Annotated in this window: 17 protein-coding genes; 12 read left to right on the plus strand and 5 right to left on the minus strand. The window is 68.1% G+C overall.

From position 1 onward, the window contains the following. Nucleotides 1-243: 243 nt before the first annotated feature. Complete coding sequence (locus tag ACLQ2O_RS11435; protein ID WP_425830135.1) at nt 244-423, minus strand: hypothetical protein; 180 nt, start codon at nt 421-423, stop codon at nt 244-246. 91 nt (nt 424-514) lie between these two features. On the opposite strand from ACLQ2O_RS11435, the gene ACLQ2O_RS11440 reads away from it, so the two are divergent. The 6 genes from ACLQ2O_RS11440 to ACLQ2O_RS11465 all read left to right on the plus strand — a co-directional run bounded on the left by ACLQ2O_RS11440 (nt 515) and on the right by ACLQ2O_RS11465 (nt 6133). Next, nucleotides 515-1957: a TetR family transcriptional regulator gene (locus ACLQ2O_RS11440; RefSeq protein ID WP_425830137.1), complete on the plus strand. Its 1443-nt coding sequence runs from the start codon at nt 515-517 to the stop codon at nt 1955-1957. Then, a complete protein-coding gene (locus ACLQ2O_RS11445) occupies nt 1954-3153 on the plus strand; it encodes an NAD(P)/FAD-dependent oxidoreductase (protein ID WP_425830139.1) in 1200 nt (399 codons plus the stop codon). Before ACLQ2O_RS11440 ends, ACLQ2O_RS11445 begins: the two co-directional genes overlap by 4 nt. Nucleotides 3154-3195: 42 nt before the next feature. After that, nucleotides 3196-3348, plus strand: coding sequence for a hypothetical protein (locus tag ACLQ2O_RS11450; RefSeq protein WP_425830141.1), 153 nt, complete (start codon nt 3196-3198; stop codon nt 3346-3348). 47 nt (nt 3349-3395) lie between these two features. Further along, nucleotides 3396-4352 (plus strand): sigma-70 family RNA polymerase sigma factor, encoded by a 957-nt coding sequence (locus tag ACLQ2O_RS11455; protein ID WP_425830143.1) that lies wholly within the window; start codon nt 3396-3398, stop codon nt 4350-4352. Between the two features lie 214 nt (nt 4353-4566). Continuing rightward, nucleotides 4567-5190, plus strand: a complete 624-nt coding sequence (locus ACLQ2O_RS11460; protein WP_425830145.1) for an HAD-IA family hydrolase — start codon at nt 4567-4569, stop codon at nt 5188-5190. Between the two features lie 196 nt (nt 5191-5386). Then, entirely contained in the window at nt 5387-6133 is a 747-nt protein-coding gene (locus ACLQ2O_RS11465) for an SDR family NAD(P)-dependent oxidoreductase (RefSeq protein WP_425830147.1), read from the plus strand. A 333-nt stretch (nt 6134-6466) separates the two neighbouring features. Here the strand turns inward: ACLQ2O_RS11465 and ACLQ2O_RS11470 are convergent, their stop codons facing one another. Continuing rightward, entirely contained in the window at nt 6467-7381 is a 915-nt protein-coding gene (locus ACLQ2O_RS11470) for a hypothetical protein (protein ID WP_425830149.1), read from the minus strand. Nucleotides 7382-7546: 165 nt separating this feature from the next. On the opposite strand from ACLQ2O_RS11470, the gene ACLQ2O_RS11475 reads away from it, so the two are divergent. Beyond that, nucleotides 7547-8002 (plus strand): hypothetical protein, encoded by a 456-nt coding sequence (locus ACLQ2O_RS11475; protein WP_425830151.1) that lies wholly within the window; start codon nt 7547-7549, stop codon nt 8000-8002. 83 nt (nt 8003-8085) lie between these two features. On the opposite strand, the gene ACLQ2O_RS11480 is transcribed toward ACLQ2O_RS11475, so the two are convergent. Continuing rightward, a complete protein-coding gene (locus ACLQ2O_RS11480) occupies nt 8086-8901 on the minus strand; it encodes a helix-turn-helix transcriptional regulator (RefSeq protein ID WP_425830153.1) in 816 nt (271 codons plus the stop codon). Between the two features lie 135 nt (nt 8902-9036). On the opposite strand from ACLQ2O_RS11480, the gene ACLQ2O_RS11485 reads away from it, so the two are divergent. Beyond that, entirely contained in the window at nt 9037-9954 is a 918-nt protein-coding gene (locus ACLQ2O_RS11485) for an SDR family NAD(P)-dependent oxidoreductase (RefSeq protein ID WP_425830155.1), read from the plus strand. A gap of 778 nt (nt 9955-10732) precedes the next feature. After that, nucleotides 10733-10876 carry a hypothetical protein gene (locus ACLQ2O_RS11490; RefSeq protein ID WP_425830157.1) on the plus strand — a complete coding sequence of 48 codons (144 nt, stop codon included), beginning with the start codon at nt 10733-10735 and terminating at the stop codon, nt 10874-10876. A 94-nt stretch (nt 10877-10970) separates the two neighbouring features. On the opposite strand, the gene ACLQ2O_RS11495 is transcribed toward ACLQ2O_RS11490, so the two are convergent. Both ACLQ2O_RS11495 and ACLQ2O_RS11500 read right to left on the minus strand, forming a co-directional pair. Next, complete coding sequence (locus tag ACLQ2O_RS11495; RefSeq protein ID WP_425830159.1) at nt 10971-12323, minus strand: hypothetical protein; 1353 nt, start codon at nt 12321-12323, stop codon at nt 10971-10973. Nucleotides 12324-12583: 260 nt separating this feature from the next. Next, nucleotides 12584-14935, minus strand: coding sequence for a sialidase family protein (locus tag ACLQ2O_RS11500; RefSeq protein WP_425830161.1), 2352 nt, complete (start codon nt 14933-14935; stop codon nt 12584-12586). Nucleotides 14936-15092: 157 nt separating this feature from the next. Between ACLQ2O_RS11500 and ACLQ2O_RS11505 the strand changes: the two genes are divergently transcribed. The 3 genes from ACLQ2O_RS11505 to ACLQ2O_RS11515 all read left to right on the plus strand — a co-directional run bounded on the left by ACLQ2O_RS11505 (nt 15093) and on the right by ACLQ2O_RS11515 (nt 19593). Further along, complete coding sequence (locus ACLQ2O_RS11505) at nt 15093-17576, plus strand: glycoside hydrolase family 20 zincin-like fold domain-containing protein (protein WP_425830163.1); 2484 nt, start codon at nt 15093-15095, stop codon at nt 17574-17576. A gap of 133 nt (nt 17577-17709) precedes the next feature. Beyond that, the gene (locus ACLQ2O_RS11510) at nt 17710-18546 is read left to right on the plus strand and encodes a family 16 glycosylhydrolase (protein ID WP_425830165.1); all 837 of its coding nucleotides are present in this window, start codon (nt 17710-17712) and stop codon (nt 18544-18546) included. Between the two features lie 45 nt (nt 18547-18591). After that, nucleotides 18592-19593, plus strand: a complete 1002-nt coding sequence (locus ACLQ2O_RS11515) for an ArsR/SmtB family transcription factor (protein ID WP_425830167.1) — start codon at nt 18592-18594, stop codon at nt 19591-19593. Nucleotides 19594-19673 lie beyond the last annotated feature (80 nt).

Here is a 19673-nt window from a genome sequence, read left to right on the forward strand (position 1 = left end):
TCGTCCATCGGCGGCTCAGCTTTCCAGCCCGGCGGCGAACCGCAGCGCCGCCGGCATCGAGCGGATGGTGGCGATGTCGGGATCGGTTTGATCGGATCGTCCGCGACACTTCGCTGCCCAGCCGTTGGCGTGATCCGTAGCCGCACCGACCGTCGGGCGTTCGCCACGACGAGCCGCTGGAACGGTGCCGGGCGAAGCGGACTGGCGAAAGGGGCTGCCGTCGGCGTCGTCGAGGTGTCGGCATCATCGGCCACACCGCTGCACGGTTGCTGTCGGCTCACTCTCGCCGGCGGGACGGCGCAGCAGTGCTTCGCGCAGCAGGATCTCGCCGGGGGAGACGGTCAGGTCGGCGCCACGAATGCCGGTGCCGTAGTCCGCCACCTGTTGATCGGTGCCTTGGGCAACCAGTGCGTCGGTGACCACGGTTTCGGTGGCTGCGGTCCCGGCTGCGAGATCGGCGCGTAGTGATGTGCGTTCAACGGCGACCTCTGCGGCCGCTCCCGGTGAGTCGACCGTGGAGCGGATCCGAGATGCCGCGGTGCTGCGGTTCGGCCGCGACGGCTTCCCGGCGTCGCTGCGCACGATCGCCGCCGACGCCGGGGTGACCGCGGGGCTGGTGGTGCATCACTTCGGTTCCAAGGACGGACTGCGGCGGGCCTGCGACGAGCATGTGCTGGGCGTCATCCGTTCCGAGAAGTTGCGGGCAGCAACGGCGTCGAGCGCCGCCGGGATGCTCGCGCAGCTGGCAGAGGTGGAGCAGTACGGTCCGTTCGCGCTGTACGCCGTACGAAGTCTGCAGGCCGGTGGTGAGCTCGCCACGACGTTCATCGAGCAGATGGTGCGTGACGCCGAGCAGTACCTCACGGCGGGTGTCGAGGCGGGCACGATTCGACCCAGCCGGAATCCGGCCGGACGGGCGAAGTATCTGACGTACCAGAACGTGGGATCGCTCATGCTGTGGATCTCACTGCGTCCCGAGACGGTCTCGGTCGACGACATCCGGTCGGCGCTGCGGGAGATCTCCGACCAGATCACGCTGCCTGCCCTCGAGCTGTTCACCGAGGGCTTGTTCGTGTTCGCGGTCGCTACCGGTTCGTTGAGCGACTCGGTCACCGACGCGGTGGCGGAGAACCCGACGATGGGGCAGATGTTCGCCCGCAACGGTCTCGACCCGACGGACGGCTTTTACTCGACGATGGCGCTGTTCTTCGCGCTGTTGATCGCGGCCTTCGCGGTCACGTCGGTCCTGCGGCTGCGCTCGGAGGAGCGGACCGGGCACACCGAAGCGGTACTCGCGACCGCGGTGAGCCGGCGCCGGTGGATTTCGGCCTGGGTCGGGTTCACTGTCCTCGCCGCGATCGTTCTCCTCCTGGTCAGCGGTCTCGGTGTCGGCCTGGCCGCGGCGCTGTTCGGCCTCCGCCCGGGCCTGGCAGTGTGGGCCTGGCTGCTCGTCGGCCATGCCTTCTTCTTCGGCACGTTCGGCGCACTGCTCGACCTGCCGTCACTGGTCGTGGACCTGTCGCCGTTCAGCCATCTCACCGTCATGCCGCCGGCCGGCCTGGAAGCCACACCGCTGATCGCCCTGACTGTGATCGGCGGGGCTCTGACCTTCGTCGGTCGAACGCTCTTCAGCGCCGCGACCTCGACGCGCCCTGAGCAGGTGCAACTCACCCGATCAGGTCACGACCGCGCGACTGCTCCCTTCGTGGACGATGAGGTCGGCGGCCTGATCGGCAGCCTCGGCATGAGCCTGCTCGGCCTGCCGCACGAGTTTCAGGCCGCGGCGCTTTACGGGCTCGTAGCAACTATCGGCAGAGCGGTGATGAGCTGCTCCCGGTTCGCCGTGGGCCCAGTCCTGTTGTCCTGTGCTCCAGCTCACATTTGGTTCTGTCAGCAATCGAGGCGCTGCTCCGCTCAAGTCGTCGAAGCAGGCGAATCGACAGGAGCAACCCAATGAAACATCGCATCGTCGTCCTCGGCGCCGGATATGCCGGGGCCTACGTGGCCGGCAACTTGGCCCGCCGCCTTTCACCGGCGGACGTCGAGATCACCGTGGTCAACGCTGAGCCGGACTTCGTCCAGCGGCAGCGCCTGAACCAATTGGCGGCCGGCCGGGAGATCAAGGCTCCGAAGCTCGGCGAGGTCTTCGCGGGCACGGGGATACGACTGCGCGTGGCCCGTGTCACCGCCGTCGATCCTGAACGCGGGATCGTTGCCGTGGCCGACTCCAACGGCGGTGGCGAGGTCGGCTACGACACGCTTGTGTACGCGCTCGGCAGCCATGTTGCTGATCAGCACGTCCCCGGTGTGGCCGTGCACGCCTTCGACGTCGCCAGCCGGCCCGCGGCGCTCCGACTGCGTGAACGCCTGGACAGACTGGAAAACCGGGGAGAAGGGGGGAGCGTGGTGCTCGTCGGTGACGGACTGACAGGTATCGAGACCGCCACCGAGATCGCGGAGTCCCGGCCCCGCCTGTCGGTGACGCTCGTAGCCCGCGGCGAACTCGGAGCCCGCCTCTCCGCCGGAGCACGCAGCCACCTGCGCCGGGCCTGCGATCGTTTCGGCATCACAGTCCTGGAGCACACCAGCGTCGATGCCGTCGAAGCGGCGCGGGTGGTGTGCGCCGACGCCAGCGTTCTGGCGTCCGACGCAACCGTGTGGACGGCGGGGTTCGCGGTCAGCCCGATCGCGGCCGCTGGTGGTCTCGACGTGACCGACAACGGTCAGATCGTCGTTGATCGCACCATGCGGTCGATCTCGCACCCCAATGTCTACGCGGTCGGCGACAGTGTGTACACCCTCGGCGACAATGGCCGGCAGTTGCCGATGAACTGCGGATCGGCCGGCTTCACCGGCCGGCAGGCGATCAACGCGATCGTGGGGCGTCTGACCGGCCGGAAAATCGCCAGCATCAAGCTGGTCTATCAGTACAACGCGATCAGCCTCGGGCAACGGGACGGGATCCTGCAACTGATCGACGGTGCGGCACAGACGAGGCCGAAGTTCCTGGGCGGCCGGAAGGCAGTGCGCGTCAAGGGGGCCATCCAGAACGGGGCGTTGTGGGGGACCTCGCACCCGACCTTCAGCCTGCCCAAACGCCGGCACCGCCTGGCTGCCCCGTCGGAAAGGTCTGCCGAGAAGACAGCAGGATAGCCACCTGCTCAGCAGATTCGTCACCAAGAATGGAGTGTTATCGTGCGGATCACGGCCCGTGCGGACCTCGCCGCCAGCATGCTGAGCCTGCTGGACGACGACCGCTGTCACCGCACCACCGTTGGTGTCATCACAACCGTCGACAACCCCACCTTGCTCCAGTGGGTCCGGCGCGATGCACTCGCCGAGAAGTGAACCAATGCGTCCGTATCCGGACGCAAGGTCCAACCTAGGGTGGCAGCGTGGACAGCATCGTCACTGATCCTTTCGACACTGACCGGTTCGAGGCCAGCCGGCCCCGGCTGGCCTCGCTGGCCTACCGACTGCTGGGCTCGGCCGCCGACGCCGAGGACGCCGTGCAGGACGCGTTCCTGCGCTGGCAGGCCGCGGAACGGCAGCTGATCAAGGTGCCCGAAGCATGGCTGACCAAGGTCGTCACCAATCTGTGCCTCGACCGGCTGCGTTCGGCGCAATCCCGCCGCGAACGCGTGCGCGCCTGGCTGCCGGAACCGCTCCTCGACGGCGACCGGATGCTCGGTCCGGCCGACACATTCGAGCAGCGCGAATCGGTCTCACTGGCCGTGCTGACTCTGATGGAGCGCCTGTCACCTCTCGAGCGGGCCGTCTACGTCCTGCGCGAAGCGTTCTCCTACAGCCACGCCGACATCACCGAGATCCTCGACATCACCGAGTCCGCAAGCCAGCAGCACCTCCACCGGGCCCGGCGCCGCCTCACCGCCGTGGGCCGCCGCGGCGGCGAAGTGGACCCAGCCTCCGCTCGCAGGATCGTCGAGGAATTCCTCGCCGCCGCCTCCTCGGGCCGCACCGACCGGCTGGTGGCGCTGCTCACCGACGACGCGACCGCAATCTCGGACTCCAACGCCGTTGGCCCTGCCGACACGCTGCTGCAGTACAACACCCCACAGGGCATCGCTGCCGTCGCAAGAGCCGGACTCAAACCCACACCTGCGAAACGGCGACTTGCCGGCGGCACGCCTGGCATCCACTACGCACTCGTCAACGGCGCCCCCGCCATCCTCTTCGTACTCGACGACCAAGTCATCGGCGTCGTCACGTTCGACATCACCAACGGCAAGATCGCCACCATCCGCGGGATCGCCGCCCCCACTCGCCTCACCCGCCTCGCTGAAGCCTGGCGGCAACACGAGCCGGACCCGCCACTCATCACCCAATGGTGACCGGACTTCCTGGGGACCGCCAGCGACGGAGATCGATGATCATGGACATCAGCATGTACTACTTGAGCACCGGGCGCCTCGGCGCCATCGTGGCCGCCCTGCTCGGGCTGGCATTGGCCCAGTCCCACCGCAACACCCGGCCAAGGCCCAGACGGCCCTGAACTCCTGCAGTTCGCAGCCGCGCGGCTACCCCTTCAACAACGGGAGAACATCCGTGAGCCGAATCGGACCACCCATCGAGGCGCTCATCTTCGACCTCTTCGGCGTGATCATCGCCTTCGACAATGACATCGTGCCGGCTCGGCTCGCCAAGCATTGCACCGATCCTGACGACGCCCTTCGACGCCTCGACGGGCTCATGGCCCGCCGCGAGATCATCACCGGCGAGGTGACCTTGCAGCAAGTACATCGCCAACTCGTCGATGCACACGGACTCACGCTGGCCTACCCGCGGTTCGAAGCCGCCTGGCTAGAGCCCTACTCCTGGCCCATGCCCGGCATGGCCGACTTCGTCAAGGCCCTCTCAGAGAACCACCGCCTTGTTCTGCTCTCCAACGTCGACCACTACTACTGGCAGGTCGTGCGGGCGATGCAGCCGGAGCTCGAGTTCTTCACAGAGCTGCTGGTGTCCTGCGACCACGGGTTCGCGAAGCCGGAGTCTGAGGCCTTTCTGCGGGCGAGCCAGGCCGCCGGCGCAGACCCGGCGCAGTGCCTCTTCGTCGATGACACGAGGACGAACATCGAGGCGGCTCAGGCACTCGACTTCCAAACACACCGGTTCCTCGATACTCCCGGCCTCCACCGGATCCTGCAAGGCGCAACGGCAAGGAGCTTCTAGCCTCCGCACCCGGACACGGGGCACCAGCGTGAGCCGCCAAGGCCGACACGACCGGTAGCTGCACGCTCGAAGCTCGTGTGCCGATGCGCGTTCGGCCCGGCTGGACCATCGACGCCTCCACCAGCATTTCCCCAAGTGCCCGAGTTCTCCCCTGAGGTGGGTGTCATAGCCGGGTGGCGCGTTTCGTCGTAGAGGCATGACGAGCGCAGAACAGACCTCGGTGCTGATCACCGGAGGCAACAAGGGAATCGGTCTTGAGGTGGCCAGGCGGCTTGGGGAACAGGGATGGATGATCTTCCTCGGTTCACGCGATCGAGATCGGGGACGCGCGGCCGCTGACCGGCTGACCGGCGATGGCGCGGACGTGATCATGGTGCCGCTCGACGTGACCTCGGACGAGTCGGTGCGCGACGCGGAGCGGCTCGTCCGAGAGCACACCGACCGGCTGGACGTGTTGATCAACAACGCGGGCGTGTCGGGTCGGGGCACCACGCCCGCGGACGCGACAGCGCACGAGATCCATTCCGTCTACGACACCAACGTCTACGGACCGGTGAGAGTCACGCACGCATTCCTTTCCCTGCTGGAGACGGCGGATCATCCACGGGTGGTCATGGTGTCCGGTCCCGGTGGTTCCATCAGGATCGTGACCGACCCGGCCCAGCCCGTCTCGAAGATGCACGAGCTTGCCTACACCTCATCGAAGGCAGCGCTGAACATGATCACCGTCCGCTACGCCCAGGCGCTCCCGGGGATCAAGTTCAACCTCGCCGCTCCGGGAGATATCGCCAACCGCAAATACGCCGCCACCGACATGAACAGGAACACGGGCAGCGGCTTGACGATCACCGAGGCCACCGACTCGATCATCCAACTCGCGATGATCGACGCGGAGGGGCCGACCGGCACCTTCATCGACCGTCTTGGCGCTGCTCCGTGGTGACCGCCGCCAACCCGCGCCAGTCAACGCTGCCGAGATCACAGGTCACGGCAGCACCGGCCGGTCACCGGATACGACCGTGTCTTGTGACTTGTTCAGCGGGTCCCGGTTCACAAGACCGCCAAACCAGACGGTAACGGCTCTCGGTCTGACCGGACGCGCGTTCGCCGGCGTCGCGACGATGACCGCGCAACTCACCGAGCACGCCAGATCGTCCTCCAGCCTGGCGGTGGCGGTGGCGGAGAACCCGACGATGGGGAGATGTTCGCCCGCGACGGTCTCGGCCCGATGGGCGCTTCTACGAGATGAACTATCTGATCGATGCCCAGCACCGCTTCAACTCCGCACGGCCGGCGTTCTCGCGATCACCGGGTTTGGGGGTGCCGCGGCGCCAGACTTCGGCGATCGCGCTGGTTGTGGTGATGTCGTTGGTGGGGTCGCCGTGGACCAGTAGCAGGTCGGCGCGGAGCCGGGGGCGATGCGGCCGCGGTCGGTCAGGCCGAAGTACCGGGCCGGAGCGCTGGTGACGGACGCGATCCGGGTCGCCAGGTCGCGGGCGGTCGAGTCCTCCGGCCCGGCATCGGCGTACACGTGGGCCAAGCCGTCGATCCCCGCGTCCAGCGCGATCTCCACCTCTCGCGCGGTGGTTGCATGAGCGATCGTCAGCAGCCCGGCGGCCTGTCCGGCTTCGACCAGCGCGGCCACGATGCCCGGTGCGAGGGCCGGAAGCACAGTGCCGTACGTCGAGCCGCCGTCGATGACGACCTTCAGGTAGTCGATGCCCTGCGCCACCCGTGCATCGACGAACGTCTTCGCCTGGCTCGCGTCGGCCACCCCGTCGGAAGTGCCGGCCGTGGCGCCGAGGCCGTCCAGCATGGCCTGGTCCATTCCCGCCAGCAATTGACTTGGGTGCCCGCCGGGCGCGGTGGCGAGGAGCCCTGCGCTGCGGAGATCGGCCACGTTGTCGCTCTCCGCGGCGAGCCGGCGCTGCTTGTCGAGGTTCGCCGGGAGGCAGAACATGTCGAGCTCCGTGGTCACCCCGTGGGCCAGCGCCTGGGCGAGGCTGCCGTCGGAGGTGTGGGTGTGTGCGTCGATCAGCCCCGGAAGCAAGGTCTTTCCAGTCCCGTCGACTTCGACGTCCACCCGGCGACTGTCTGGTTCGGCAATCCGGTTGCCGTCGATCAGTACGTCGGTCCGGGCCGCGGTCTGCTCGCCGTCGAAGACACGGACATCGCGGATCAGGGTGCGCATTGTTCTCTCCCGGGATCTCGGAGCCGGCAGGTCCGGCTGCTGGAGATAGGAGTGCGAGCCGGGTACCAGGTGTGACGTCACCACAGCTGGTACGGCGTACAAGGCCCCGGTACGCCGTACCGGCTGGTCCGGATCGCGGTGAACCAGGTGCTGGCGCGTCGTGCGGTGATCAACCGCCGACGCGAGACGTACGTCGGCCAGTGGCTCCCCGAACCGTTGCTCACCGAAGATCCGGAAGACCCGGTCGAGCGGCTCGACTCCTCGTCGATGGCCTTGCTGGTGGTGCTGGAGCTCCTCGAGTTGCTCGCCCCCGACGTGACGCTGTGGACCGACGGCGGCGGCAAGGGCGCGGCCCGAAGTCTGCAGCCTGTCCACGGCCGCGACCGCGTTGCCGAACTCTTCATCGCCGTCTCGGCCGCCTCCGCGATCTCCCTCGACATCCACTACCGAACGGTTAACGGCGACCCCTCAGCCGTACTGTTCACCGGCGACGCCCCCTTCGCGGTCCTCGTCCTCGACCTCACCCCACCTGGCGACCGGATCGCCGGCATCTACTCGGTCACCAATCCCGACAAGCTCACCCGGATCACCCCACGCGAACACTGTCCCAGCTGTCCCTGACCGAGCAGGAGTGCGCCGGTTGGCGAGAACGAACCGCACTCACCTGACATGCTCCGACGTACGACCTACTCGCCGCGGTCCAGTCAGCCGACCGGTGCCGAAGCCGGGGGAGCGGAAGGCGTGAAGAGCATGACCCAGTGGTCGCTTTCGGGGTCGTGGAGCAGCTGGCTGTCGAAGGCGAGCAGGCCTCTCTCCGGATGGTTCACGCGCTTCATCGCGGACGTCCAGGTCCCGATTTCTCCTCGCTCCCAATGGCTGCTGAACTCGGGACTGCTCGTGGAGAGCTCGCTGAACAAGGACCGAAGACGGTCGTCGTCCGGGTAGACACTGAGCGCTTTGCGAAGCTCGGCGGCGGCCACTCGGGCCAGTGTCTCTGCCCCGTCGATCCCGAGGACCGCGCGCAGTCCCGTCGACGTGAAGGCCTGGTGGACGATGTTGTGGCCGAACGGGCCGTCGCCGAAGATGGGCCCGAACAGCTCCGCCGCGGCACGGTTGAACGCCAGCATGTCGAGCCGGCCGTCGTGAACCGTGACCGGCATGGTGTCGTCCAGACCGTCCAGCAGTTGCTGGAGCCCCGGCCGGATGTGCGCGGCTGGTGCTCGCTGCTGCGGAGGCAGCTCACCGGCAAGCCGGAACAAGTGGTGGGTCTCGGCTGTCGAGAGTTGGAAGGCTCGTCCCAACGCGCTGAGGACTTCCCGGGAGGGGCGCGGTGCTCGTCCCTGCTCGAGGCGCGTGTAGTACTCGACGGAGATCCCGGCGACGTCGGAGAGTTCCTGACGGCGCAGCCCCGGCACGCGCCGGACGGAGGACCGCAGGTCGCCCGGCCGATCGGGTGGAGTCATCTGCGCCCGTCGGTGACGCAGGAACTCCCCGAACTCCGGCCGACCGTTGTGCCCCATCGGCCGATTGTCCCACCGGTTCGATCGGCGTGGAGCCTGCTGCATGGTCCTCTCGATACCAGCCTGGAGAGGGTCTTCCTCCTTCTCGCGTCGTTCCACACGCTGAGAGCCACGCGACAGACCTAGGAGAAGCAGATGGCCGCAGCAACTCGAACTCTTGTCATGACCGGTGCCACCCGGGGGATCGGTCTCGCAGCGGCCCGCGAGGTCCTTCGCCGCAGCCCTGACACCCACCTCGTGGTGCTCGGGCGAGCCTCCTCGACCGTCGAGGTGTTACCGGGCCTGCAAGATGTCTCTCCCCACGTCTCGACGGTGGACGTCGATCTGTCGAGCAGCGCGAGCGTCGATGCTGCCGGCGTACGGCTGGAAGATCGTCTCGATTCCGGTGAGCTGCCTCCTCTGCGGGGCCTCGTCTTCAACGCGGGGGTCCATCTGGCCAACGCGCTGGAGACCACGGTGGACGGATACGAGCGGACGTTCGCCGTGAACGTCATGTCCACTCATCAGCTGCTGAGACAACTGCACCCCCATGTTCAGGCGCCGGCGCGCATCATTGTCACGGTCAGCGACGCGCACTTCGGAGATCTCCGACACACCGGGGGGACCATGCCCGCACCACGATGGGCTATCCCGGAGATCTCCCGCCCCGGAGCGTTCGACCGTTCCGGGAGCGTCCGCGCCGGTCGGCGCGCCTACGTGACGAGCAAGCTCGGCGGTGTGCACCTGGTCCACGCATGGGCCCGCCGGCTGCCCGACGGCACCGACATCGTCGCCTACAACCCCAGCCTCGTGGTCGGAACCGGGCTCGCGCGCGAAGCAGGGGGAGTCTTTCCCTTCCTGATGAGCAAGATCATCCCGCTGCTCGCGATCACGCCCCTGGTGGACACGCCGATTCCGGCAGGCCACAAGCTCGCTGACGTCGTCCTCGGCGTCACGCCTGCCGGGACCGGCGCCTACATCCATCGCACGAAGGCCACGGCCTCGTCGGCCGAGTCCTACGACATCGACCGCGAACGTGAGCTCTGGAACTGGCTCGAGGTGGTCGCCCGTTGACCGGGAGACCAGCTCGATCAGGCACCTGTGGCGACGGTGATGCGCAGTCCGTTGCTGAAGGCATCGATTTGCCCGCGCGAAGCTGTCGGCGCTGATCGCTCCGGGGCAGGGGTATCCCAGTGCCTGCCTCGTCCCGGGGCGCTCTGGCAGACTTTCCTGAAGTCATCCCAATCCGCCTGGCCTGCCTCCGTGCGTCCGGCGACGCAGGGAGGAAGGAGCGCCTTGACCGATCTCGGTGCGCGTCGTCCGAACGATGCCGAGACAGAGCCAGAGGCGCCACAGGACACGCGATCAGCGACCGCGGTGGCCCTTCCCAATGCTCCAGGTGCCCGGATCGCCATCACGGTCGGGAACTACGGCAACGTGTTCCCGCAGACCGGTGAGGAAGGTGCCGGGGTCGGCGATGAGGGCGCCGAAGACAGCGATGGCAACCGCTCCGCCGACCTGACGGAAGGTGTTGAAGACTGCGCTGGCGGTTCCGGCGTGCTCGGCGGGAACACCTCGCAACCAGCTTGGGCCTGGCCCCCCGCCCCGGCGCTCTGGCAAGCCTTCCAGCAGATCTACCAGGTCGTTGGCTCTGACCCACCGCAGGTGATCTCGCCGATGCTCGGTCGGGTTCGACTACTCGGCCGCCGGCCACTGTGCCTTCGAGGACATCAAGTCGTACTACCGCAACATCGCGGTCTGGATCGCGAGCCCGACCGTGGCGCCCGCGCCCACCGCTACCTGATCCGCCACTGGACGCTCCGGCAGAGCTCGCGTAGCGACGCCGGACCTGGTGGACGCGTTGTACGCCGAGGTGCTGGTCGACGCTGTCACGGGAGCTGCCGTGTATGCCGAGGCCTCCCGCTACCCCGCCGCCGTCGAGGAAGCACTGGATCGGGCGGCGGCCGAGGATCTCGTGGCCGGCAGGTTGGAGTAAGGCGACGGTGATCATGACCGTGTCCGCGCGAAGTCGTTACACCTTGTGACTGAATGGCCAACGCCCGCCGCTGCTGACGCGCACGGCGTCCGCGTCAGTGGTTGTACGTGGCTTCAAGTTTGGTGCGGCGGGTGGTGACGTCGTCATGATCGTCGCCGAAGACGATCAGGTGCAGCGTGGTCTGGTTGATCGTGTTGTCGGTGCGGCGGGGGTCGTGGCCGCCGGTGACGATGAGCCCTCCGCGCTGCAGCGCGGGCCGCAGCGCGGCCAGCAGTGCGGCGATGGATGCGGAGGTGGTGAGTTTCGTCGACTCCGACGGACGGTCCAGGGCGTCGGGGCGGATGGTGTGCAGCGCCAGCAGCGGGATGGACCCGCTGGTGATGCGGAAGTTGAGGTCGAGCATGACGAGTCTGCCGTCGTAGGTCTGGGCGCAGTCGAGGCTGCACATGCCGCGGTAGCCGACGTCGGCGGCGCGCTGGGCGATCGCCAGGCATTCGGTGAGCAGGTCGGCGGGCAGGGGGACGATGAGCCCGAAGCGGCCGCCGGCGTAGACGCCGTCAGCGTCGATACGCTGGTCGGTCACGGCGAGCAGGCGAGCCCGGCCGTCGGCGGCGACGTACAGTTGCACGCCCCAGTTGTGGTGGAGGTTCAGGTACTCCTCGACGACCACCTCGGTGAGGATGTCGGTGAACGCGGGCAGGATCACCGGGTCCCCCGCTCGGTGCAGGTAGACGTCGAGGCTGGCGCCGTGAGCGGCGTTGGTGGCGGCTTTGAGCACCCAGGACTTCTCGGCGGGGGTGGCTTCGGCAAGCTCGTCGATGGTGACGATCTGGCGGCGGGCCTGGAAGCGGGGGTCGACGAAGGTGCTGATGCTGGCTTTGTTGTTGAGGTAGCCGACGAGCTCGGCGCTTTTCACGGAGCGTTCGTCGGGGTACAGCGCCGTGGGCTGCGGGTATTCCATGGACATGAGCAGGCCGTCGCTGAGGGCTTCGGTGACGCGGGCGGCGAACTCGGCCTCGGTGCGGAACTCACGTGGATCGGTGCCGACGGGCAGGCCGCCGTCGCGGAGGGCGGCGAGGAGGTTGGGTTCAGTGCCGCCCGCGCTGGTGATGACGGGGGTGTCGCCCGCGATGGCGAGGGGGCGGGCGGACAGGACGTCGCGGGTGTTGCGGTGCCTGCTCGACGGAACAGCCGGTTCCTGGGCGGGGCGTGCGCAGACGGCGATACCGGGGCCGTAGATGTCGGTGAGAGTGCGAGGGGAGGCCAGGATCGGTGTGAGCGCAGAGGCGGTAATGGGAGATCTCTCTGTGAGGTGGTGCTTGTACCCGGTCCTGGCGTGAAGTCGTGCGAAATGACCGGGAGCGGTGAAACGCGCCTGGATGAGGCGGCGTCCACTCCGGGGTGAGGACGCCCGCGGGTGTGAACCCGGGGCGGGCGTAGATGTCAACTGTCTCACGTTTCGCGAGGCTCGGCGCTGTCGGCGGCGCGAGAGCAGAGGCAGCGGGCCGCCAACGCACCTCTGTGCACCTCAATCAGCGCGCGATGATCGTCAACGATGAGAACCTGCGTGCACCATCCAACGAGCCAACGCCTAGCCGGCAAGGCAGTCCGCTCACCTGTGGCAGACAGTGATCAACCTCGGCTGTAAATCAGCGCTTCTGTCTTCTGCTCGGCCTGTGACCTGCCGGCTGGGACGCCGAGCAACCGTCAAGTGTTGTTCAGGTCGATGGTGCGGGACCAGATGCGTGGGACGGCGGGACGGACAGGTGCCCAGTCGGCACCGCGGTCGCCGAAGACGACCAGCTGGTTCGGGCCGGTTGCCACGACGGTTCCGTTGCCGGAGTTGCGGTAGTCGATCGTGATCGGGTCCGTCCAGGCTGTGCCGTTGCCGTCGTCGGACACCAGCAGCGACTGGCCGGGGCGGCCGATGGACAGCACGAGTTTGCCGCCGGGCATCGAGAGCAGGGTCGGGTAGATGCCGGTGACGGTGAGGGCGGCCGGTCCGGCGCGGAGCGGGGCCGGCGTCGTCCAGTGGAATCCGTTGTCGGTCGAGCGGGACACGTACATCGGCTGGAAGCTTCCGGTGCGCATCACCGCGAGCAGGGATCCGTCGGCCACGCGTTCGATCGCTGCTTCGTCGAAGCCTTCGTACCGCGGATCGCCGGACAGACCAGGGTTGACGGCGATCGTCGCCCGCAGGTTCCAGTTGACTCCCCGGTCGGTCGAGGTCAGCAGGATCTGCCGGTACTTGGGGTCGCCCTCCAGGTAGCCGTAGGCGGACTGGTGGAGCGTGCCGTCGGGATCCTCGACGGCGTTGTGCACCAGGACGAAGCCACCCATGGTTCGTCCGGGTCTGCTCGAGTGCGGATCGATGGGGCGCATCGGTTGGGGGCTGGTCATGGTGCCGGTGCGCTGGGTCCACGTGCGGCCCTGATCCCGCGAGATCGCCGTCACCACGTCGGCCTTGCGGTTCTGCGAGCCCGGTGTCATGAAGGTGTGGTAGAGCATCGCCATCAGGTCACCGTTGCGCAGCCGGGTGAAGTTGAAGGACTGTTCGTCGGCGAACGGATTGCGAGGATCCTGGCGCTGCCAGGTCCGTGCCCCGTCGGTGCTGGCCGACAAGCGGGTTCCGACGGCTCCACTCGCGTCACCGTGGGCGGCGTAGGTGGTCAGCAGCTCCGGAGCAGCGCCGGTGATCGAGACCGCGGAGTGCGGCATCTGCAGTACCAATCCCGTCGTCTGCTCGACGGTCACATCCGGTCCGACCTGCAGGAGGGATCCGCCGGCCGGTGGAAGCTGCGCGGCGGCGCCCGGTGTGAGGTCGTCGACGAAGATCTGGTCGCCGGCCGTCGCGGTACCGTAACTCGCGAACTGGTAGCCGGTGATCGAGCCCACCGCACGTACGCCGACCGGCCCGAGTACGCCGACAGCCAACCCGTCGACCGTCACCTGGGCGCGTTCCTGGTCCGGCGCGACCCGAAGCCGCAGCGTGCTCCAGGTCCCGGACGGAACCGTCCCCGGTGGAGTCAGAGCTGTCCAGCCGAGCCAGTCGAACCATCGGACCGACCCGTCGGCGAACACCGCGATCTGGTAGACGACCCGAGGCGCTCCGGCGACACCGTCGAGTGCACCCAGTACAGCGAACGAGAAGCCGTTGGTCAGGCTCACGGGATGGACGGCGAACTCGAGATCGACACCGCGCTGCGGGACGACCGGGCAGACGACGACGGCCTGTGCGGTGGTCGACCGGTCGTCGACGAGCAGCGATCTGCGGCCTTCGTGAGCTCGCGTGTCGCTCACCGTCGCAGCCGACTTGCCCGGCGGGGTGGCGCAACCCGTCGGCACGTTGCCGACCGGTTCGGTCTCGAACCCCCGGACTTCGTCGACCGAGAGGTCGTCGAAGTACACCTCGTCGCCCTGGGGTGCCGTCCCGTAGCTGGAGAGCTGGTAGCCGCTGAGGTCGATCGCGGCGGCACCGGCCACCGGTCGTCCTGTACCGACCACCTGGTCGCCGACCGCGACGGAAACAGACAGCTGATCGGTGGGCACCTGCAGGCGAAGCACGGTCCAGTTGCCGGTCGCAACGGTCCCGGCGGGGGCGAGCTGGGTCCAGGTGGCTCCGTCGTACCACTGGACGGCACCGTTCGCGACCACGCCGAGATGGAAGGCCGAGCGGGACTGGCTCAGCAACGAGACGGTGAATCCGTTCGCGAGGCTCACGGGCTGCACGGCCAGCTGCAGATTCAGGCCGCGCTGGGGAGCGAAGGGGCACTGGACGACGGTCTGCAGGCTGCTCGACCTGTCGTTGATCCACAGCGAACGGGTGCCGGTGTGCCCTCGTGTACCGCTGACCGTCGCGGCCGCCTTACCGGCCGGCGTTGTGCAACCGGTCGCGACCTGGCCGATCGTTTCGGTCTCGAAGGTCCGGACCGAGGTGACGGGTCGCGCGGTCGCCCCGGCCGCGGCCGGAGTGGGGGCAGCCCACTGCTGGAGCACTGTGCACAACAAGGCGGTGAGGACGAGTAGGCAGAGTGACGGTCTGGGGCGCGCAGTACTCATCGGTGGCTACCTCCGGCTCGGGCGTTCGCTGTGAGTGTGATCGAGGGCAGCGAAGGCGGGCCAGGGTTTCGTCTGCGCTCGAAGGGGCTGCGTTCGGCGAGAGATGACGGTTCGATGACCGCACGAACCGCGTCTCCGGCGAGTAGGGGTGATCACGATGACGGAGCTGAACCGCCGTACCGTGCTGGGCTCGATCGGTGCTGCCGCCGTCGGTCCCATGATCGGTCACCTGTCGGGCAGTCGGATGCCGTTGACGGCTGCCGCCGCGGCGGCACTGCCGACGATTCCGGCCGTTCAGAGCTGGACACCGGGCACGGGGACCTTCCGGTTCACGGCGACGACGAGGCTCGTCGTCGACATCACCACGGCGAGCGGCCTGAGTACGACGGCCGCCACCTTCAGCGACGACCTGGTCGAGGTCTGCGGGCGCAGGCTGAGTCCGGTGCAGTCGACCGCGCCGGCGGCCGGTGACATCTTCGTCTCCCTGGCCACCGCCGACACCGACCTGGGCGCCGAGGGGTACCGGATGACGATCGGCGCCGCGATCCGGATCGAGGCCCGGACGGCCAGGGGAGCCTTCTACGGCACCCGCACCGCGTTGCAGCTCCTGCGTTCCTCGTCGACAGTTGCCGCAGGCACCATTCGGGACCTGCCGCGGTACGCGGAGCGCGGTCTGCTGATCGCCAACGAGAACAAGCAGTTCAGCGGCCGGTGGTGGCAGGACCAGATCCGCGAGCTGGCCTATCTCAAGCTCAACATGCTCTGGCTGTACGTCGGCTACCCGAAGGCCCCGGCCGGTGAGATGGCAGCTGTGGCCGAGTTCGCCCGTCGCTACCACGTGACCGTGGTGCCGCAGTTCAACATGCCCGGTCACCTGGACGGGGTTCCGGGCCGGCCCTACCTCAAGGGCAATCCGGCGCGCGGCATCCCGGACCGGCCGCAGAGCCTGGACCTGTCGGTCCAGGCGGGTTACGACTGGGCCCAGGGCAAGCTGTCGCAGCTGGTGCCTGCCATCGGGTCGTCGTACTGGCACACCGGCGCCGACGAGTACATGATCGGTGGTCGCTACGAGGACTACCCGCAGCTCACGACGTACGCCCGGGAACATTACGGGCCGTCGGCCTCGGCGCGCGACACCGTGTACGGGTTCATCAACCTGGTCAACGACGCGGTGCGCGCGCAGGGTCGCACACTGCGGATCTGGAACGACGGCATCTACCCGAACGCCGTCGTCCCGATCGCCACGAACGTCCAGGTCGAGCACTGGCTGGACTCCGGCCGATCCGCGGCAGATCTGCTGGCCGCCGGGTACCAGGTGCAGAACTGCCACCTCAAGCAGCTGTACTACGACGTCGGTGGCCCGAGCGTTCTCGACCCGGCTGTTGTCTACGAGCAGTTCAGGGTCGGTGCGTTCCACGGCAGTTCTGTGGCCGACGATCACCCCGGCCTGCTCGGTGCGAAGGCTCACGTCTGGGTCCCGGTCGGCACGACGATCGGCGAGGCCGAGATCGGCACGACCCTGTTCGCTCCTCTGCGATCCCTGGCCCAGGTCACCTGGGGCTCCCCGAAAGCAGCACCCCGGTACGCCGATTTCGCGCCCCTCGTGAGCCGGGTCGGTCACGCACCGGGGAGCGGTTACTGGCTGTCCGAGACGGCCGGCCTGCCCGGCCGGGCCTTCGTGAAGCCGGGTGAGCAACACGTGCTCGCGACTGCGGGACCTGCCGGAGGCGTTCTGCACTGGCGGTACCGCGACGTCCTGGCCGCAGAGCACTGGCCCGGGCCGGTCGTCACCGGCCAGCCGATCGGCTTTCGGCACGGCGAAGAGCACCACGTGTTCGCGCGGCTGGCCGACAACTCGCTGGCCCACTGGACCGGGGCGCCCGGCCAGCTCGACGAGCTCCCGCACCTGAGCGACTGGGGAACCGGCGCCGGGACGGTGTACTCGGACCCCGCCGGCTGTGCCTACTTCGATCAGCAGCACATCTTCTACCGCGGCTCGACCGGAGCTCTGGAGCACCGTTTCCGGGATCGTTCCTCCGGCACGGTGGTGTCCGAGAGCTGGGGCGGCGAGCTCACCGGCGCACCCACCGCCATCACCTACCTGGACGAATTCCACGTGTTCGGCGCGGGGCCGGACGGCGCCGTACGGCACTGGTGGTACACGCCGCGGCAAACCACGTCACCCCAACGGGAGACCTGGGGACCTGGTGGCGCCGTGACGAGCGGGCTGTCCGGCTACGCCGTCGGCGATCAGCTGCATGTCTACTTCCGCGGTCCCACCGGGAGGCTGACGCACTACTTCCACGACAGGTCCGACGACCGGCTGGTCCAACAGGACTGGGGTGGTGAGCTGACCGGCGATCCGGTCGCCTACGTGTTCGGCACCGAGCAGCACGTCTTCGGCCGCGGTCCGGACGATTCGCTCAGACACTGGTTCAGTACGCCGGGGATGGCGCAACCGCCCGGCCGCGACAGCTGGACCACGCCTGGAGTGGTGACCTCCGGTCCGGCGGGATACGCCGTCGGCAACCAGCAGCATGCGTACTTCCGCACGAACGACGGCCGGCTGGGGCACCGCTTCTGGGACTCGGCCGCACACCGCCTCGTCGTCGACGACTGGCCGGGCGACATCCCGGTCTGAGCTCGCGGGGTTCGCCCCCGGCCCTCACGGGCTTGACCTGTTCCTGCCAACGTCCGGACACAGTGGGTGTCCGGGGCTGTACTGAGCGTCAGACCTCGCTCGGTGCGGCCGCCGAAGCTATCCAGGAGGACCGATGTTACGTAACACCCGGAAAAAGATCGTGGCCCTGACGGGCGGACTGACCGCGGCGGCACTGCTGACCGCCGGGTCCCTTGCGGCGGGTCCGGTGACAGCTGCCGTACAAGCCCCGGACACTGTTCGCGACGACGGTGTGACGGCGGCGACGACCTTCGGCTGGGGTACTCCGCTGGCCGGGTCGGACGAGTTCGACTACACCGGTGCGCCGGACAGCTCGAAGTGGAACCAGGCCGGGGAGTGCTGGCCGGGCCACGCCGGCAACGGCCGGCGCTGCGCCTCGAAGTCGACTGTTGCCAACGGCTTCCTCCGCCAGACCGGTCTCGCGAACGGTGACTCGGCGTGGCTCGCTTCCAAGGTGGAGAAGCAGTACGGCCGGTGGGAAGCCCGGATCCGGTCGACGCCGCAAGGCGCCGACAACGGTCGTCAGTACCACCCGTTGCTGATTGTCTGGCCGTCGTCCGACCGCTGGCCCCAGGACGGCGAGTACGACTTCCTCGAGAACGGCGCACCCGGCCAGGCCTGCGCCGAGTCCTTCATGCACTATCCGCACAACGCGGGGATCGCCACCCAGCAGATCTTCGCCAAGGAGACGAACTGCGGCTCGGCACTGACCGAGTGGCACAACGTGGCGCTGGAGTGGACCCCGGACGTCGTCCGCGGATTCATCGACGGCAAGCAGTGGTTCAGCTACTCCGGCGGCGCCAACAGTGTTCGCAAATGCATCCAGTGCATGCCGTCCGGCCATCTGACCATCCAGCTGGACAACTTCTACGGCACCACGATGCAACCGGCCACCTACGACGTCGACTGGGTCCGGATCTACAACCTCTGACCCCGACCGGTCGCCGAATCCCAGCCGCCCCGCGGGAGGAACGCCGTGCTTCGGATCCACTTCACCGGCCAGGACCTGCGGCGCATCACCGTGGCCGCCGGGCCTGCTTCGATGTGGGAACTGCTGCTCAGCCTGCACATGGTTCAGCATCGGGACGGGCGGCTGGTGTTCGGCGACTGGCGCCGTGATGTCCGGGCGAAGGTCGCGCCGGACCAGCTGAGGCTGCTGCTCGAGCTGGCGCCTGCCAGCGGCTACTCACCCGATTTCCTCACCCCGGCGGAGCCGCCGGCAGGCTTCGAGGCCGCGTTGCAGACCGTCCTGTCCACTCCGCGGCAGTCGCTTCGGCAGCAGCTGTCCATGATCAGCGGCAGGCGGCCGCCGTCGACGTGGATCCAGGCCTTGGCCAACGGCGAACCACGGGCCCTGCGAAGACTGGACGACGCGATCCGCGCCTACCACGAGGCCGCGATCGCGCCGTACTGGAGCTCGATCGGCATGCTGGTCGCGGCTGATCAGGCCCGGCGTGGCCGGACGCTGGTCAGTCACGGGGTCGACGACCTGCTGTCGTCCCTGCACCCGCGGGTTCGGTGGGAGCCACCGGAGTTGCAGGTGCTCGGGATGCGTGACCGCCATCTGCAGCTGGAAGGGCGGGGCATCCACCTCCAGCCGTCCGCGTTCTGCTGGCAGGTGCCGACCAAGTTGCGCGATCCCCGGCTGCCGCCGATCCTCGTCTACCCCGTCGACCACACACCGGGCATCCTCGGCCCGGGCCTCGGCGGGGCAGTCCAGGCAGCGGACCCGCTGAGTGTGCTGCTCGGCGTCACGCGGGCGACTGCGCTCGAGGCGACCTTCTCCGGTTGCACGACCACCCAGATGGCCGAGCTCTGTCAGGTTTCGCTCGCATCGGCGAGCCATCAGGCAGGCGTGCTGCGTTCGGCCGGGTTGATCACGACGCGCCGGACGGGCTCTTCCGTCCGCCACGAGATCACCGAGCGTGGCCTGTGCCTGTTGTCCGCGCGTCAGCAGTTCGGCAGGCCGGCCCACTGAGCGGTGGGGCGACGCGAAGAGGCTTGGCTCCGCTGGGGGAGCAGGTCCCTTCGGCCGGAGACTAAACGATCGCGCGCGGT

The sequence above is a fragment of the Kribbella sp. DT2 genome, from assembly GCF_049844575.1.
Lineage (GTDB): Bacteria > Actinomycetota > Actinomycetes > Propionibacteriales > Kribbellaceae > Kribbella.